This window comes from Geodermatophilus normandii (assembly GCF_003182485.1).
GTDB lineage: Bacteria > Actinomycetota > Actinomycetes > Mycobacteriales > Geodermatophilaceae > Geodermatophilus > Geodermatophilus normandii.
Map to the genome: position 1 here is coordinate 1,752,055 of NZ_QGTX01000001.1, position 15,174 is coordinate 1,767,228.

Here is a 15,174-nt window from a genome sequence, read left to right on the forward strand (position 1 = left end):
GGCGTCCGGCGGTGCGGGTCCGATCCGGTGCGATCCTGGGGGCGGTGGCCCCGGTCGCCGCCTGCCGTCCCCTCACCCGGAAGAGAGCCGAGCGCGCCCGTGACCGCGACCCTCCCGGACCTCCGGTCCCGGCTGGCCGCGCTGACCCTCGACGACGAGCACCGGCTGGGCCGGCGGCTCGAGGGCCTGCGGCGCACCCGTGACGACGCCGCCCGCGAGCGCGCGCTCGCCAAGATCGCCGCCGACGTCAGCGCCGCCGAGGAGCGTGTCGCCCGCCGGCGGGCCGCCCTCCCGGCGATCACCTATCCCGAGCAGCTGCCGGTCAGCGCCCGCCGCGAGGACATCGCCGCGGCCCTGCGCGAGCACCAGGTGGTCGTCGTCGCCGGCGAGACCGGCTCGGGCAAGACGACACAGCTGCCCAAGATCGCCCTCGAGCTGGGCCGCGGCGTGCGGGGCCGGATCGGGCACACCCAGCCGCGGCGGATCGCCGCGCGCACGGTGGCCGAGCGGATCGCCGAGGAGCTCGACACCCCGCTGGGCGGCGCGGTGGGCTGGAAGGTCCGCTTCACCGACCAGGTCGGCGACGGCACGCTGGTGAAGCTCATGACCGACGGCGTCCTGCTCGCCGAGATCGCGCACGACCGGCTGCTGCGCCAGTACGACACGATCATCGTCGACGAGGCGCACGAGCGGAGCCTCAACATCGACTTCCTGCTCGGCTACCTCGCCCAGCTGCTGCCGCGCCGGCCCGACCTCAAGGTCGTCATCACCTCGGCCACGATCGACGTGGACCGGATCGCCAAGCACTTCTCCGTCGACGGCGCCGACGTGCCCGTCGTCGAGGTCAGCGGCCGCACGTACCCGGTGGAGGTCCGCTACCGCCCGGTGGTCGACCCCGACGCCCCCGAGGGCGACCCCGCCGCCGACCCCGACCGCGACCAGGTCACCGCCATCGGCGACGCGGTCGAGGAGCTGGGGCACGAGGGCCCGGGCGACGTCCTGGTCTTCCTCGCCGGCGAGCGCGAGATCCGCGACACCGCCGACGCCCTCGCCGAGCGCTTCCCCGGTGTCGAGGTGCTGCCGCTCTACTCCCGCCTGTCGGCCGCCGACCAGCACCGGGTGTTCCAGCCGCACGCCGGCCGCCGGGTCGTGCTGGCCACGAACGTCGCCGAGACGTCGCTGACCGTGCCCGGCATCCGCTACGTCGTCGACCCCGGCACCGCGCGCATCTCCCGCTACAGCGCCCGGACGAAGGTGCAGCGGCTGCCGATCGAGCCGGTCAGCCAGGCGTCGGCGCGGCAGCGCTCGGGCCGCTGCGGACGCGTGGCGGAGGGCATCGCGATCCGCCTCTACACCGAGGAGGACTTCGAGGGCCGGCCCGAGTACACCGACCCGGAGATCCTCCGCACCAGCCTGGCCTCGGTGCTGCTGCAGATGGCCGCGCTCGACCTCGGCGCGGTCGAGGACTTCCCCTTCGTCGACCCGCCGGACCGGCGTGCCGTCGCCGACGGCCGCGCCCTGCTCGAGGAGCTCGGTGCCCTCGACTCCGACGGGCGGCTCACCGAGACCGGGCGCGCCCTCGCCCAGCTCCCGCTCGACCCCCGGCTCGGCCGCATGGTGGTCGAGGCCGACCGGCGCGGCGTCCTGGAGGAGGTGCTCGTCGTCGCGGCGGGCCTGACGATCCAGGACCCGCGCGAGCGGCCGAGCGAGCACCAGCAGGCCGCCGACGAGATGCACGCCCGGTTCGCCGACGAGCACTCGGACTTCCTCACCCTGCTCAACCTCTGGCGGTACCTCACCGAGCAGCAGGAGGCGCTGTCGGGCAGCGCCTTCCGCCGCACGGTCAAGCGCGAGTTCCTCCACTACCTGCGCATCCGCGAGTGGCAGGACCTGCACGGCCAGCTGCGCAGCACCGCCCGCCGCCTCGGCATGACCCCCGGCTCGCTCGCCGCGGAGCCCGACGAGCGCGGGATCTCCGTCGCCCTGCTCGCCGGCCTGCTGTCCCAGGTCGGCCTGCAGGTCGAGGACACACGCAAGCGCGACGGCGACCGCCGCCGCGGCGGGCGCGAGTACCTGGGCGCGCGCGGCGCCCGGTTCGTCATCGCCCCGGGCACGCCGCTGGCGAAGAAGCCGCCGCGCTGGGTGGTGGCCGCCGAGTTGGTGGAGACCAGCCGGCTGTTCGCCCGCACCGTGGCGCGCGTCGACCCCGACGACGTCGAGCGCCTGGCGGGGCACCTGGTCAGGCGGGAGTACTCCGAGCCGCGGTGGGACGCCAAACGCGGCTCCGTCGTCGCGACCGAGCGCGTGACGCTCTACGGCATCCCGCTGGTCGCCGGCCGGCGCGTGCAGTACGGCTCGATCGACCCCGTCGTCTCCCGGGACCTGTTCATCCGGCACGCCCTGGTGCAGGGCGAGTGGACGACGCACCACCGGTTCTGGGCCGACAACCAGCGCGCCATCGAGCGGGTCGCCGAGCTGGAGGAGCGGGCCCGCCGCCGCGACATCCGGGTCGACGACGAGACGCTCCACGAGCTCTACGACGCGCGGATCCCCGCCGACGTCGTCTCCACCCGGCACTTCGACCGGTGGTGGAAGTCCGCGCGTCGCGCCACGCCGGACCTGCTCACGTTCACGCCGGAGATGCTCACCAACGCCGCCGCGGCCGGGCAGGTGCGCGTCGAGGACTTCCCCGACGAGGTGCCGCTGACGCAGGGGCTGACCCTCCCGCTGTCCTACGCCTTCGCCCCCGGCACGCCACAGGACGGCGTCACCGTCGACGTCCCGCTGGCGGTGCTCGACACCGTCGCCGAGCGGACGTCCGGGGAGTCGCTGGCCTTCACCGTCCCCGGCCTGCGCGAGGAGCTGGTGACGGCGCTGCTGCGGACGCTGCCCAAGCAGCTGCGACGGGCGCTCGTGCCGATCCCCGACCGCGTGCGCGAGGTGCTGCCGCGGATCAGCCCCACCGAGCCGCTGCTCCCGGCGCTGGAGCGGGAGCTGCGCCGGTCCGCGGCCGTCGTGGTCCCGCCGGACGCCTGGGCGCCCGCGGAGGTGCCCGCGCACCTGCGGGCGACGTTCCGCGTGCTCGACGACGGCGGGCGCGAGCTCGCCAGGGGCAAGGAGCTCGGCCCGCTGCGCGCCCGGGTCGCCCCGGCCAGCCGCGCCAGCCTCGCGCGGGCCGCCTCCGACCTCGAGCGCACCGGGCTGACCGCCTGGACGATCGGCGAGCTGCCGCGCACCGTCGAGGTGCGCCGCGGTGGGCACGTGGTCACCGCCTACCCGGCGCTGGTCGACGAGGGGACGACGGCCGGCGTCCGCGTGGTGGCCACCGAGGCCGAGGCCACCCGGCTGACCTGGCGCGGCGCCCGCCGGCTGCTCGTGCTCGTCGCGGGCTCGCCGACCCGGCAGGTGGTGAAGGGCCTCGGCCCGAAGAGCCGCCTGGCGCTGCAGTTCAACCCCGACGGCGAGATCCCCGCGCTGGTCGACGACTGCGTCGACGCCGCCGCCGACGAGCTGCTCGCCGCCGCCGGCGGGCCGCCGCGCGACGAGGCCGCGTTCACCGCGCTGGTGGCGACGGCGAGGCAGCAGCTCCTGCCGATCACCCAGGACGCCGTCCGGCGGGTCGAGGCGGTGCTCACCCAGGCCCGCGAGGTCGCCGTCGCCATCGGTGCCGCGCCGGGCCGGCGGGTCCCCGAGGCCGCGATCGCCGACCTGCGCCGGCAGATGGCCGGCCTGCTGCACCGCGGCTTCGTCGCCGACGCCGGCCGCCGGCGGCTGCCCGACCTGGTGCGCTACCTGAGGGGGATGGCGCTGCGGTTGGAGAAGCTCCCGGCCAACGCGGTGCGCGACGCGCTCTGGACGGACCAGGTCGCCGCGGTCACCGCCGAGTACGAGCAGCTGCGGCGCGAGGTGCCGCCCACGGGCGCGCCGGACGACGCGGTGGCCCGCATCCGGTGGATGGTCGAGGAGCTGCGCGTGGGCCTGTTCGCCCAGCAGCTCGGGACACCGCGGCCGATCTCCGAGCAGCGCGTCTACAAGGCCATCGACGCCCTGACGGCCTAGGCGGGCGGGTCCTCGAGCGTCCCGGCCGAGGACCCGGGCTGGTCGCGCAGCAGCGCGGAGATCCGCTGGCGCGTGACGCCGAACATCGCGGCGATCCGGTTGATGCTCACCGCTTCGGCCTGGAGCGCCCGCGCCTGGGCGCGCCGCCAGGAGGAGCCGGCGCCGGCCAGCGCGGAGAGCACCGTGGAGATCCGCTCGACGACCAGCGGGCGGGTCTCCCCGCTGACGATGTCCAGCCAGCTGTCCCCCGAGCGGCGCCGGCCCAGCAGCTGCTGGGCGCGCTCGCGGGCGTCCTGCAGTTCGACCGCGCACCGGTCGATCTCGCGGACGAGCTGCTCCAGCGCCGCGACCGCGGTGTCCCCGGGATCGTCCCCGGGATCGTCGCTGGGCGTCGCCGGCGACGGGTGCGTGGGGCCTGTGACCACTGGTCCTCCTGCGCGGACGGCGGGCTGGTTCCACCGCGATCGGTTGGACACCACCGTACTGAACGGCCGTTGCATGCAACAGGCGTGACACGCAACAGCACTTGCACGCAACGGGGGTTGCACTCGTGCGGGTCGGGTGGCAAGGTCGTCCCCGATTGAGTAGCGCGCAATCGACCGGCGCGAGCCGCCGGTACGGGGGGACCGATGTCGACACTCACCGCACGGGTGGACCTGCCGCCGTCGCCACGCAGCGTCCCCGCTGCCCGGCACGTGGTCCGCGAGGCCCTGCTCGCCTGGCGGGCCCCGCAGGACGCCGGGGACGTCGCCCTCCTGGTGACCGAGGTCGTCGCCAACGTCGTCGACCACGTGGGCGGGGGGAGCGTCCTGTCCCTGGAGCTGGAGTACTCCGACGGATGGCTGCGCATCGCGGTGTCCGACGGGTCCGCCATCCGTCCCGTCGTCGGCGAGCTCCGCGGTGACCAGCCGCGCGGCCGGGGGATGCAGATCGTCGACGCGATCGCCGACCACTGGGGTGTCGAGGACGTCGAGGGCGGCAAGCGCGTCTGGTTCGTGCTCGCGCCCGGGCGCGGGCCGGTTGTTTGACCGCGGGGCTCGCCGGGGAGGGCTGGGGGAGACCGACGCCGTTCGACGGATGGAGACAGGATGAGCGAGCCCACCAGCCACACCGAGGCAGCCGGCGAGGGCCTGTCCGACGAGGAGATGGTCGAGACCGTCGCCGGCCAGACCGACAGCGCCTCGGGCCACGCCTACAAGGCCGGCAAGGACTGGGACGGCGACGCGAGCCAGACGCCCGCGCCGCCGGACACGGAGTAAGGACCCCCCGCCGCTCGCACGCTCGCGACGGGACCCTGCAGGGGCCCAGCGGCTGACAGACTGCCTCCCGCCCGGCACCGGCCGGGCGGGAGGTGCCCGTGACGACGACGTCCCCGCGTTCGGCCCGGACCGTTCCGGGCGACGGCCCCGCGCGGCCGGGCCTGTTGCGGCCGGTGCGCACGGCCACCCGCTACGCGGTGCGTCACGGGCTGCCGGCGGTCTACCTGGCCCGCGCCGCCCGCCGGGGCGACCCGGTCGGCCGCCTGCTGCGCGAGCCGGAGTCGCGCGAGGACCCCTACGACCTCTACGAGCAGCTGCGAGCCCGCGGGCTGCTGTCACCCAGCGCGCTCGGCCCGGTGACCACCTCGCACGCCGTCGCCACCGAGGTGCTGCGCTCCGACGCCGCCGGCGTGGGCTGGGACCGCTCGCAGGCGCCGGCGCTCGTCCGGTGGGCGCTGCGCTTCGGCGACGAGCTGGACGCCACCGGGGTCGCGGAGCCGCCGTCGATGCTGGTCACCGACCCGCCCGACCACACTCGCCTCCGCCGGCTCGTGAGCCGGGCCTTCACGCCGCGCGCCACGCTGGCCGCCGAGCCGATGGTGCAGCGCACCGCCGAGACGCTGCTCGACCGGCTGGCCGGCCGCGACGACGTCGTCGACCTGGTCGGCGCCTACGCCGCGCAGCTGCCGGTGCTGGTCATCGCCGACCTGCTCGCCGTCCCCGCCGAGCGGCGCGAGGACTTCCTGCGCTGGGGCGCCGCGGCGGCCGCCACCCTCGACCCCGGGCTGCCACTGCGCCGATACGTGGCCGCCGAGCGCGCGCTGCGGGCCATGCACGCGTTCCTGCGCGGGCACTTCGCCCGGCTGCGTCGCGACCCCGGCGAGGACCTGGTCAGCCGGCTGGTCACCCTCCCCGGCGACGAGGCCCTGACCGAGCGCGAGCTGCACGCCACGGTCATGCTGCTGCTCGGCGCCGGCTTCGAGACCACCGTCAACCTGCTGGGCAACGCCGTCGTCCTGCTCGACGCCCACCGCGACCAGTGGGACGCGCTGCGCGCCGACCCCGCCGGCTGGGACGGCGCGGTGGAGGAGGTGCTGCGCTCCGACAGCCCGGTGCAGCTGACCGGCCGCAGCATCGTCCGCGACACCGAGGTCGCCGGGATCGGGCTGCCGGCCGGCACGCGGGTCACGCTGCTGCTCGGCGCGGCCAACCGCGACCCCGCGGTGTTCGACGACCCCGCCCGCTTCGACGTCACCCGCGCCAACGCCCGCGACCACCTGGCCTTCTCCGGCGGCATCCACTACTGCCTGGGCGCCGGCCTGGCCCGGCTCGAGGGCGCCGTCGGGCTGCGGGTGCTCAGCGAGCACTTCCCGCGGCTGCGCGTGGCCGGCCGCCCGGTCCGGCGGGACCTGCAGACCCTGCGTGGCTTCGAGACCCTCCCCGTCCGCCTGCGCTGACGGCCCCTCGCAGGCCCCGACGCGGGCTCGCGAGCGCCGGGGGGAAGGGGGGTCCTTCAGCGGTGGGGCGGGAGCATCCCGGCGCCGACCGTGGCGTTGGTGGCCTCGTCGACGAGGATGAACCGGCCGGTGACCCGGTTGCGGTTGTAGTCGTCGACGAACAGCGGCTGCGTGGTGCGCAGCTTCACGCGGCCGATGTCGTTGAGGCCGAGCTCGCCGGCCTCCAGGTCCCGGTGCAGCGTGTTGACGTCGAGCCGGTAGGTCAGCTCCTTGACCATCGCGCGCACCGTGCGGGTCGTGTGCTTGACCGCCAGCCGCTGCCGCGGGCGCAGCGGCTCGTCGGCCATCCAGCAGACGAGCGCGTCGAGGTCCTGCGTCGCCTGCGGCACGTTGCCCGGGCGGCAGAGCAGGTCGCCGCGGGAGACGTCGACGTCGTCGGCGAGGCGCACCGTCACCGCCATCGGCGCGAAGGCCTGCTCGACCGGGCCACGCGGGCCGTCGATGCCGGCGACCGTCGTGGTCAGCCCGCTGGGCAGGACCTGTACCTCGTCGCCGGGGCGGAGGACCCCGCTGGCCACGGTCCCGGCGTAGCCGCGGTAGTCGTGGAAGGCGTCGGACTGCGGCCGGATGACGTACTGGACGGGGAAGCGGACGTCGACGAGGTTGCGGTCGCTGGCCACGTGCACGTGCTCGAGGTGGTGCAGCAGCGAGGACCCCTGGTACCAGGGCGCCCGCTCCGAGCGGCTGACCACGTTGTCGCCGTGCAGCGCCGAGATCGGCACGACGGTCAGGTCGGGGACGTCGAGCCGGGCGGCGAAGGCGCTGAACTCGTCGCGGATGGTCTCGAAGACCTCCTGCGACCAGTCGACGAGGTCCATCTTGTTCACCGCGACCACGAGGTGCGGCACCCGCAGCAGCGAGGCGAGGAAGGCGTGCCGGCGGCTCTGCTCGAGCATCCCCTTGCGCGCGTCGACGAGCACGATCGCGAGGTCGGCGGTGGAGGCGCCGGTGACCATGTTCCGCGTGTACTGCACGTGCCCCGGGGTGTCGGCCAGGATGAACGTCCGCCGCGGGGTGCTGAAGTACCGGTAGGCGACGTCGATGGTGATGCCCTGCTCGCGCTCGGCGCGGAGGCCGTCGGTGAGCAGCGCCAGGTCGACGTAGTCGCCCTTGCTCGCCCGCTCGATCGCGGCGTACTGGTCCTCGTAGACGGCCTTGCTGTCGTAGAGCAGCCGGCCGATCAGCGTGCTCTTGCCGTCGTCGACCGACCCGGCCGTGGCGATGCGGAGGATGTCCTTGCGCGCCGTCGCCAGCTCGGCCGCCTGCTCGGCGGCGGGGGAGTGGACGTCGACGGCGGACTGCTCGGACATGGCCTCCATCCTCCCCCGCCCGTCGGGGCCGCGGCGGCCGGGGCCGGAACGGGGGACGCTGGTGTGAGCAGCGCCACCGGGCGCGGGGAGGAGCGGGCGTGGGCGGGTTCGTGTTCCTCGTGCCGGTGCTGCTGGTCGTCGTCGCCGGCTACGCGGTCGGCTACGTCGTCGCCGAGGCGCTCGGCGTCGCCGCGCCCGAGGCGGTGGCCTGGCCGGTCGGCTTCCTGCTGCTCGCCGTCACCGTCGTCGTGCTGCTCCGCCACCTCCGCCGCCGCCGGAGGGCTAGAAGTAGCCCTCCTTCTTCCGGTCCTCCATCGCGGCGTCGCTGACCTTGTCGTCGCCGCGGGTGGCGCCGCGCTCGGTCATCCGGGTCACCGCGATCTCGGCGATGACGTCGGCGACCGTCGTCGCCTGCGAGCGCACCGCGGCGGTGAGGTTGGCGTCGCCGACCGTGCGGTAGCGGACCGTCTCGCGGAACGTCGGCTCGCCCTCGCGCGGGCGGACGAACTCGTTGACGGCGTAGAGCATCCCCTGCCGCTCGACGACCTCCCGCTCCTGCGCCAGGTACAGCCCGGGGATCTCGATGCCCTCGCGGGCGATGTACTGCCAGATGTCGAGCTCGGTCCAGTTCGACAGCGGGAACACGCGGATCGACTCGCCGAGGTGGATCCGGCCGTTGTAGAGGTCCCACAGCTCGGGGCGCTGGTTCTTCGGGTCCCACTGGCCGAACTCGTCGCGGAAGGAGAACACCCGCTCCTTGGCCCGCGCCTTGTCCTCGTCGCGGCGGGCGCCGCCGAACAGCGCCGTGAAGCCGTGCTCCTCGACCGCGTCGAGGAGCACCGGCGTCTGGATCCGGTTGCGCGAGCCGTTGGGCTCCTCCTTGACCAGGCCGCGGGCCATCGCGTCGGGCACCGAGGCGACGACCAGCTCGACGCCGAGCTCGGCGACCCGCTTGTCGCGGAACTCGAGGACGTCGGGGAAGTTGAGCCCGGTGTCCACGTGCATCACCAGGAACGGGATGCGCGCCGGCGCGAACGCCTTGCGGGCCAGCTCCAGCATGACGATGGAGTCCTTGCCGCCGGAGAACAGCAGCACCGGGCGCTCGAGCTCGGCGGCCACCTCGCGGATGACGTGGATCGACTCGGCCTCGAGCGTCTCCAGCTGGGTGAGCCGGTAGTCGGGGGTCGTCACCGCTCCAGTGTCCGTCACGCCGGTCGGCGGACGGCGGCCAGGAGGTCACCGGCCAGCTCCGGGCGGCACACCAGCAGGTCCGGCAGGGAGGGGTCGGGTCCGTTGTAGCGCAGCGGCGACCCGTCCAGCCGCAGCGCCGTCAGCCCCGCGGCCAGGGCGACGGCGACCGGCGCGGCCGAGTCCCACTGGTACATCCCGCCGGCGTGCACGTAGGCGTCCACCTCCCCGCGCACCACCGCGGTCACCTTGAAGCCGGCCGAGCCCATCGGCACCAGCTCGCCGCCCACCGCCTCGGCGGCCGCACCGGCCTGCGCGGGCGGCCGGGTGCGGCTGACCGCGATCCGGGGCGACCGGGCGACCGCCGGCGGCAGCCCGGGAGCCGGGTCGGTCACCAGCACCTCGCCGACGGCCGGCAGGGCCACGGCGGCGGCGGTCACCGTGCCGCCGGCCCACAGGGCCACGTGCACGGCGAAGTCGGACCGGTCCGTCTCGCCGTACTCACGGGTGCCGTCGAGCGGGTCGACGATCCACACGCGCCCGGCCTCGAGCCGGCTGCGGTCGTCGGCGGCCTCCTCGCTGAAGACGACGTCGTCGGGACGCTCGCCGGCGAGGACGGCGGTGATCGCGTCCTGCGCCGCGGCGTCGCCGGCATCGCCCAGCGCGCGCCCGGTCAGGCCGCCGGCGCGCAGCGCCATCAGCACGTCCGCCGCCGCCCGCGCCGCGGCGGCGGCGACCTCGACGTCCCTCACTCGCCGGCCCCCGGCGCGGTCGCGTCGGTGGGCCGCGACGGCGGCGCGTGCCGGCCGGAGGCGTCGGTGACCCCCGCGAAGTACTCGGCGCGCAGCTCCTGGCGCGGCAGGACGAAGACCGCCCGCGCCTCGACCAGCGGCCGGTCCGGCGCGTCGGGCAGCGCGATCGTGCCGGTGACGACGGACTTGCGGCCGCCGGCCTCGGTCACCCGGGCCCGGCAGACGACGGGGGTGTCCAGCGGCACGGGGCGGCGGTAGTCCAGCTCCAGCCGGGCGGTCATGCCCCACAGGCCCGCGCGGATCGTCGCCGCGCCGAGCACCTGGTCCATCACCAGGCCGCTCATCCCGCCGTGCAGGAAGCCGGGCGGTCCCTCGTAGGCCAGGCCGAAGACCGCCTCGCCGACGACGCCGCCGGGCTCCTCCCGCAGCCGCAGCGGCGGGGCGAACGCGCTGCCGACCCCGGTCACCGGGTTGTAGACGCGGCGGAAGCGCACCGGGTCGTCGAGCGCCGACAGCTGTCCGGGCGGGCGGATCGATGCCGTGAGCCGGCCGGTGACCTCGCGCACGACCGCGGCGGCCGCGGTCAGGTCCGCGGCCGGGACCGACGTGCGCACCGAGGCGTCGACCAGGCCGCGCAGGGCCCCGCCGAGGTCGGCGACGGCGTCCATCAGCACGGCGTCGTACGGGGCTCCTCCGCTGTCAGTGCTCACCGGCGGACGGTAGCCCCGCCGGGGCGGGGGCACCGCCGGGGGCACCGCCGGGCAGACCCCACGGCGCGCCCGCCGGGTCACTGCCGGGGCCACCGCCGGGGGCGCTGCCCGGTGCGCTGCCCGGGCCCCGCCGGGCAGGTCGGGGCCGGAGCGGGGCAGCCGCACCGTGAAGGTCGCGCCGCGTCCGGGGCCGGTGTCGAGGTGCACGTCGCCACCGTGCGCGGCCACGAGCGAGGCAACGATGGACAGCCCGAGCCCGGTCCCCCCGGCCACGCGGCTGCGCGAGGCGTCGGCGCGGTAGAAGCGCTCGAACACCCGGGCGGCGTCCTCGGGCGCCATGCCGGGGCCCTCGTCGGTCACCCGGAGCACCACCCGGTCGCCGCCGTCGCTGGTGTCCTCGCCGATCGAGACCGTGACCGGGGCGGTGTCCGGTGTGTGCACCAGCGCGTTGGTCACGAGGTTGCCCACGACCTGGCGCAGCCGGGCCTCGTCGCCGAGGACCACCGGCACCTCGGTGAGGGAGTCGTCCAGGTGGAGGCTGACCGGCCGGTCGGGCTGCAGGACGCGCGCGTCGTGGACGCTGTCGCCGGCGACCTCGGCGAGGTCGACCGGGGCGATGCTCAGCGGCCGCTGCTGGTCGAGCCGGGCCAGCTGCAGCAGGTCCTCGACCAGCACGCCCATCCGGCCGCCCTCGCTCTCGATGCGCTCCATGAGGCGGGCGACCTCCTCGGGGCCGGCGACCGCGCCCTGCCGGTAGAGCTCGGCGAAGCCGCGGATGGAGGTCAGTGGGGTGCGCAGCTCGTGGCTGGCGTCGGCGATGAACCGGCGCATCCGCTCCTCGGAGGCCCGGGCCTGCTCCTCGGAGGCCTGCTGGGACCGGAAGGCGGTCTCGATCCGGGCGAGCATCCCGTTGAGCGCCTGCGACAGGCGGCCGACCTCCGTGCGGTCGTCGCCCGCGGGCACCCGCTGGGACAGGTCGCCGGCGGCGATCGCCTGGGCGGTGCGCTCCACGCCGGCCAGCGGGCGCAGGCTGCTGCGCACCAGCCAGTAGCCGGCCACGCCCAGCGCCACCAGCACGACCAGTCCGACGACGACCTCGATGGACACCAGGCGGGCGATGACCCGGTCGTCGCGGTCGAGGTCGCCGCCGACGACGATGGTCAGCCCGCCGGGCAGCTGCTCGGCCGTGACGAGCCACTTCGTGTCCCCGTCGCCGGAGGCCACCGTCCGGGCCGTCGACTCACCGGGGCGGCCGCCGCCCTCGCCCCGCGGGCCGCCGAACGCCACCGCGGCGTCGTCGGCGATCTCCTCCACGTCCTCGACGTCGAGGTCGGGCTGCTCGGCCGCCGTGAGCGGGCCGTTGAGCACGATGGGCGCCTCCTCGCCGGGCACCACGCAGGCCAGGTAGCTGTCGGGGTCCACGCCCCGCTGCCGGCCGCCCAGGTAGCAGCCGGCCAGGATGCGCTCGTCGGCCGTCGCGTCGCGGACGGTCTCCTCGAGCTGCTGGTCCAGCTGCGCGACCAGGTACCGCTTGAGCAGCGACGTCGCCGTGACCCCCGTGACGACCAGCGCCAGGGCCACCAGGACGAGCAGCAGCGCGACGAGCGTGATCCGCAGCGGCACCCGCGGGAGGCGGGGGCCGCTGCGGGCGGTCGCTCCGGGGAGCCCGGCGGGCCTGCTCACGCGCCGCGTGGCAGCCGCAGGGTGTAGCCCACCCCGCGGATGGTGTGCAGCAGGCGCGGCTCGGTGGTGTCCACCTTGCGCCGCAGGTAGGAGATGTAGGACTCGACGACGTTGGCCTCGCCGTTGAAGTCGTAGTTCCACACGTGGTCGAGGATCTGCGCCTTCGACAGCACGCGCCCGGCGTTGGCCATGAGGTAGCGCAGCAGCTTGAACTCGGTGGGGGAGAGGCTGACCACCTGGCCGGCCTTGACCACCTCGTGGGACTCCTCGTCGAGCTCGATGTCGGCGAAGGTCAGCCGGCTGGTCTCCACGGCGCGCTGCTGCCCGGCGCTGCGGCGCAGCACCGCCCGGATGCGGGCGAGGACCTCGTCGAGGCTGAACGGCTTGGTCACGTAGTCGTCGCCGCCGAGGGTGAGCCCGGAGACCTTGTCCTCGGCCGCGTCACGCGCGGTGAGGAACAGCACCGGCGTGTGCCGCCCGCTCTCGCGCAGCCGCCGCACGACGCCGAAGCCGTCCAGGCCCGGCATCATGACGTCGAGCACCAGCAGGTCGGGACGGAAGGTCGAGGCCAGGGCCAGCGCCTGCTGCCCGTCGGCCGCCGTCGCCACCTCGAAGCCGGCGTAGCGCAGGCTGGCGGAGAGCAGCTCGCGGATGTTGGGCTCGTCGTCGACCACCAGGAGCCGCGCCTCCGGAGCGGTGGGTCGAGCGCTGCGTGCTCCCGTCACGACAACTCCCGTCGGACGCCTGGCTGCTGTGGTCATGCCCTCAGGTTCTGCGTCGGGGCTGCGGTCGCACTGGACGCTACCTGTGAGTTGCCTGTGGGGAGCCGTTCCCGCGGGGAGGCTCAGGCGGGCGCCATGGCGCGGCCGCGGCGCCAGTAACCGATGGCGTGGTGCTGGGCGCGGGAGAGCCCCCACCGGCCGCGCAGGTCCGCGCGCACCGCCCGGACCGCGGCCGACTCGGCGGCCACCCAGGCGAAGACGTCGTCCCCGGCCGGCCGCTCGAGCGCGGCGACGGCGTCGGCGAGCAGCGTGCTCTCACCCGGCGCGGTGTCGCCGCGGTGCAGCCAGCGCACCTCCACCCCCGGCGGCGCGGCGAGCACCTGCTCCTCCTCGGGGCCGGCCACCTCGACCAGGGCGACGCCGCGGGCGGCCGGGTCGGCCGCGGCCAGGATGCGGCTGATCGCCGGCAGTGCCGTCTCGTCACCGGCGAGGAGCAGCGTGCCGGCGGGGCGGTCCCCCAGCGCGCCGCTGCCGGCCACGCCGAGCAGGGCGCCGGGAGCGGCGGCCCCGGCCCAGGCGGCGGCCGGCCCGTCGCCGTGCAGCACGAAGTCGACGTCCACCTCGCCCCGGGCGGGGTCCTGGCGGCGGGCGGTGTAGCTGCGCAGGCTGATGCCGTGCGACCCGGCGGGCCACACGATCCGCCCGTCCCGCGCCACCGCGGGCCAGCGCGGATCGGGATCGCCCACGCGCGGCACCAGGAGGTTGACGGTCGGCCCCGCCGCGGCGACGGCGTCCGGCGTCCCCGACAGCACGACGCGGCGCACGGACGGCGTGACGTCGGAGACCGAGACGACGGTGAGGACGTCGACGGGCCGGGGACTGCCCGGGAGGTGGGCCTCCCCCTCGGCGGGGCGCCCCACGGGAGGACCGCCCAGGGGCCGGCTGCCGGCGGGTTCTGTCACGGCGGCGAGCGTAGGGACCGGGCGGGCGACGGGCCGACCCGGCCGACCCCGGGGGAATGAGGTCGACCGGGCCGGCGATCGAGGACGGGAGATGTCACGGAGCGTGACCCCTGCTCGACTCTCAGCAGCAGGTTCGCCCCGAGGACCCCCGTCGACACGAACGCTACGTGACCGCGGTGGACCTGGCACTGCCCGATCGGGTGGTGGGCGTCGCCGCGAGGGTGATCTCCGTCGCCCGCGGGCCCGGTACCGACACCGCCCTCGCGGATGTGTGCTCCCTCGGCCGGGCGGGCACGGGGGGTGGACCACTGAGACCGCGGAGGACCGACACATGGCCGACGACTTCTCGAAGGGTGACCACGTCACCTGGAACAGCCACGGCAGCAAGGCCGAGGGCACGGTGAAGAAGGAGATCACCTCCGAGACCGAGGCCGGCGGCCGGAAGGTGAAGGCCAGCCCCGACGAGCCGCAGTACGAGGTGGAGAGCGACAAGAGCGGGAAGACGGCGGTGCACAAGCCGTCCGCGCTGGAGAAGAAGTGAGACGGACCCGTAGAGGAGACACAACGTGAGCGAGACCGACGACCGCTTCGCCGGGGCGTCCTCCCGCAGTGACAAGCACAGCCCCCGGGTCGACGAGGAGCTCGAGCACGAGATCCAGGGGATGCTCAAGTCCGGCCATGCCACCCGGTCCGAGGAGTTCCGCGAGGTGGAGCCGGTCGCCGAGGGTGAACCGGACACCGCGACCAGCCCGAACAGCACGCTCATCGGCGGTGTGCCGGTCGGCATGACCGAGGACGCCGTCGTGGCCCGTGCCGAGCTGGCCCGCTGGCTGGTGCGTGCCGACTTCCCCGCCGACGGGCCCGGTCTCGTCGAGGCCGCGCTCGACCACCGGGCGCCCGACGCCGTCGTCGAGGAGCTCCAGCGGCTCCCGGAGGGGCAGACCTACGAGCGGATCGGCGACGTCGCCCGGGCGCTGGGGTACCCGACCGAGACCTGACCACCGGGACCCGC

At 75.5% G+C, this 15,174-nt stretch carries 14 protein-coding genes; 7 read left to right on the top strand and 7 right to left on the bottom strand.

The genetic code is table 11. From position 1 onward, the window contains the following. Window positions 1–99 precede the first annotated feature (99 nt). Entirely contained in the window at window positions 100–4,059 is a 3,960-nt protein-coding gene (hrpA, locus tag JD79_RS08635; protein ID WP_110005188.1) for an ATP-dependent RNA helicase HrpA, read from the top strand. Here hrpA and JD79_RS08640 read toward each other — a convergent pair. Next, window positions 4,056–4,484 (bottom strand): hypothetical protein, encoded by a 429-nt coding sequence (locus JD79_RS08640; RefSeq protein WP_245899948.1) that lies wholly within the window; start codon window positions 4,482–4,484, stop codon window positions 4,056–4,058. The two genes, hrpA and JD79_RS08640, sit on opposite strands and share 4 nt — an antisense overlap. A gap of 204 nt (window positions 4,485–4,688) precedes the next feature. Between JD79_RS08640 and JD79_RS08645 the strand changes: the two genes are divergently transcribed. The 3 genes from JD79_RS08645 (at window position 4,689) to JD79_RS08650 (ending at window position 6,775) form a co-directional block, all read left to right on the top strand. Further along, window positions 4,689–5,087 (top strand): ATP-binding protein, encoded by a 399-nt coding sequence (locus tag JD79_RS08645; RefSeq protein WP_110005189.1) that lies wholly within the window; start codon window positions 4,689–4,691, stop codon window positions 5,085–5,087. 60 nt (window positions 5,088–5,147) lie between these two features. Next, window positions 5,148–5,318: a hypothetical protein gene (locus tag JD79_RS22555; RefSeq protein ID WP_170149159.1), complete on the top strand. Its 171-nt coding sequence runs from the start codon at window positions 5,148–5,150 to the stop codon at window positions 5,316–5,318. Window positions 5,319–5,416: 98 nt separating this feature from the next. After that, window positions 5,417–6,775 (top strand): cytochrome P450, encoded by a 1,359-nt coding sequence (locus JD79_RS08650; RefSeq protein WP_211307912.1) that lies wholly within the window; start codon window positions 5,417–5,419, stop codon window positions 6,773–6,775. Window positions 6,776–6,831: 56 nt separating this feature from the next. Here JD79_RS08650 and JD79_RS08655 read toward each other — a convergent pair whose 3' ends face one another. Beyond that, on the bottom strand, window positions 6,832–8,145 hold the full coding sequence (locus tag JD79_RS08655) for a sulfate adenylyltransferase subunit 1 (protein WP_110007561.1): 1,314 nt from the start codon (window positions 8,143–8,145) through the stop codon (window positions 6,832–6,834). 98 nt (window positions 8,146–8,243) lie between these two features. On the opposite strand from JD79_RS08655, the gene JD79_RS08660 reads away from it, so the two are divergent. Further along, window positions 8,244–8,474 (top strand): hypothetical protein, encoded by a 231-nt coding sequence (locus JD79_RS08660; protein WP_110005190.1) that lies wholly within the window; start codon window positions 8,244–8,246, stop codon window positions 8,472–8,474. Here JD79_RS08660 and cysD read toward each other — a convergent pair. The 5 genes from cysD to JD79_RS08685 all read right to left on the bottom strand — a co-directional run bounded on the left by cysD (window position 8,428) and on the right by JD79_RS08685 (window position 14,162). After that, on the bottom strand, window positions 8,428–9,336 hold the full coding sequence (gene cysD / locus JD79_RS08665; protein ID WP_110005191.1) for a sulfate adenylyltransferase subunit CysD: 909 nt from the start codon (window positions 9,334–9,336) through the stop codon (window positions 8,428–8,430). The two genes, JD79_RS08660 and cysD, sit on opposite strands and share 47 nt — an antisense overlap. A gap of 14 nt (window positions 9,337–9,350) precedes the next feature. Further along, window positions 9,351–10,085: an inositol monophosphatase family protein gene (locus JD79_RS08670; RefSeq protein ID WP_245899950.1), complete on the bottom strand. Its 735-nt coding sequence runs from the start codon at window positions 10,083–10,085 to the stop codon at window positions 9,351–9,353. Further along, window positions 10,082–12,478 (bottom strand): ATP-binding protein, encoded by a 2,397-nt coding sequence (locus JD79_RS23655; protein ID WP_146220413.1) that lies wholly within the window; start codon window positions 12,476–12,478, stop codon window positions 10,082–10,084. The genes JD79_RS08670 and JD79_RS23655 overlap by 4 nt, the downstream gene beginning before the upstream one ends. Beyond that, window positions 12,475–13,203, bottom strand: coding sequence for a response regulator transcription factor (locus JD79_RS08680; protein WP_110005193.1), 729 nt, complete (start codon window positions 13,201–13,203; stop codon window positions 12,475–12,477). Before JD79_RS08680 ends, JD79_RS23655 begins: the two co-directional genes overlap by 4 nt. A 119-nt stretch (window positions 13,204–13,322) precedes the next feature. Then, on the bottom strand, window positions 13,323–14,162 hold the full coding sequence (locus JD79_RS08685) for a siderophore-interacting protein (protein ID WP_245899951.1): 840 nt from the start codon (window positions 14,160–14,162) through the stop codon (window positions 13,323–13,325). A 331-nt stretch (window positions 14,163–14,493) separates the two neighbouring features. Between JD79_RS08685 and JD79_RS08690 the strand changes: the two genes are divergently transcribed. Together JD79_RS08690 and JD79_RS08695 are read left to right on the top strand one after the other, a co-directional pair. Then, complete coding sequence (locus tag JD79_RS08690; protein WP_110005195.1) at window positions 14,494–14,703, top strand: hypervirulence associated TUDOR domain-containing protein; 210 nt, start codon at window positions 14,494–14,496, stop codon at window positions 14,701–14,703. Between the two features lie 25 nt (window positions 14,704–14,728). Next, entirely contained in the window at window positions 14,729–15,160 is a 432-nt protein-coding gene (locus tag JD79_RS08695; protein ID WP_110005196.1) for a DUF2795 domain-containing protein, read from the top strand. Window positions 15,161–15,174 lie beyond the last annotated feature (14 nt).

What these genes read in the sequence shown, in the direction of transcription:
- JD79_RS08645 (WP_110005189.1), top strand. Translation starts at nt 4,689, where the DNA reads ATGTCGACACTCACCGCACGGGTGGACCTGCCGCCGTCGCCACGCAGC.
- JD79_RS08655 (WP_110007561.1), bottom strand. Translation starts at nt 8,145, where the DNA reads ATGTCCGAGCAGTCCGCCGTCGACGTCCACTCCCCCGCCGCCGAGCAG.
- JD79_RS22555 (WP_170149159.1), top strand. Translation starts at nt 5,148, where the DNA reads ATGAGCGAGCCCACCAGCCACACCGAGGCAGCCGGCGAGGGCCTGTCC.
- JD79_RS08690 (WP_110005195.1), top strand. Translation starts at nt 14,494, where the DNA reads ATGGCCGACGACTTCTCGAAGGGTGACCACGTCACCTGGAACAGCCAC.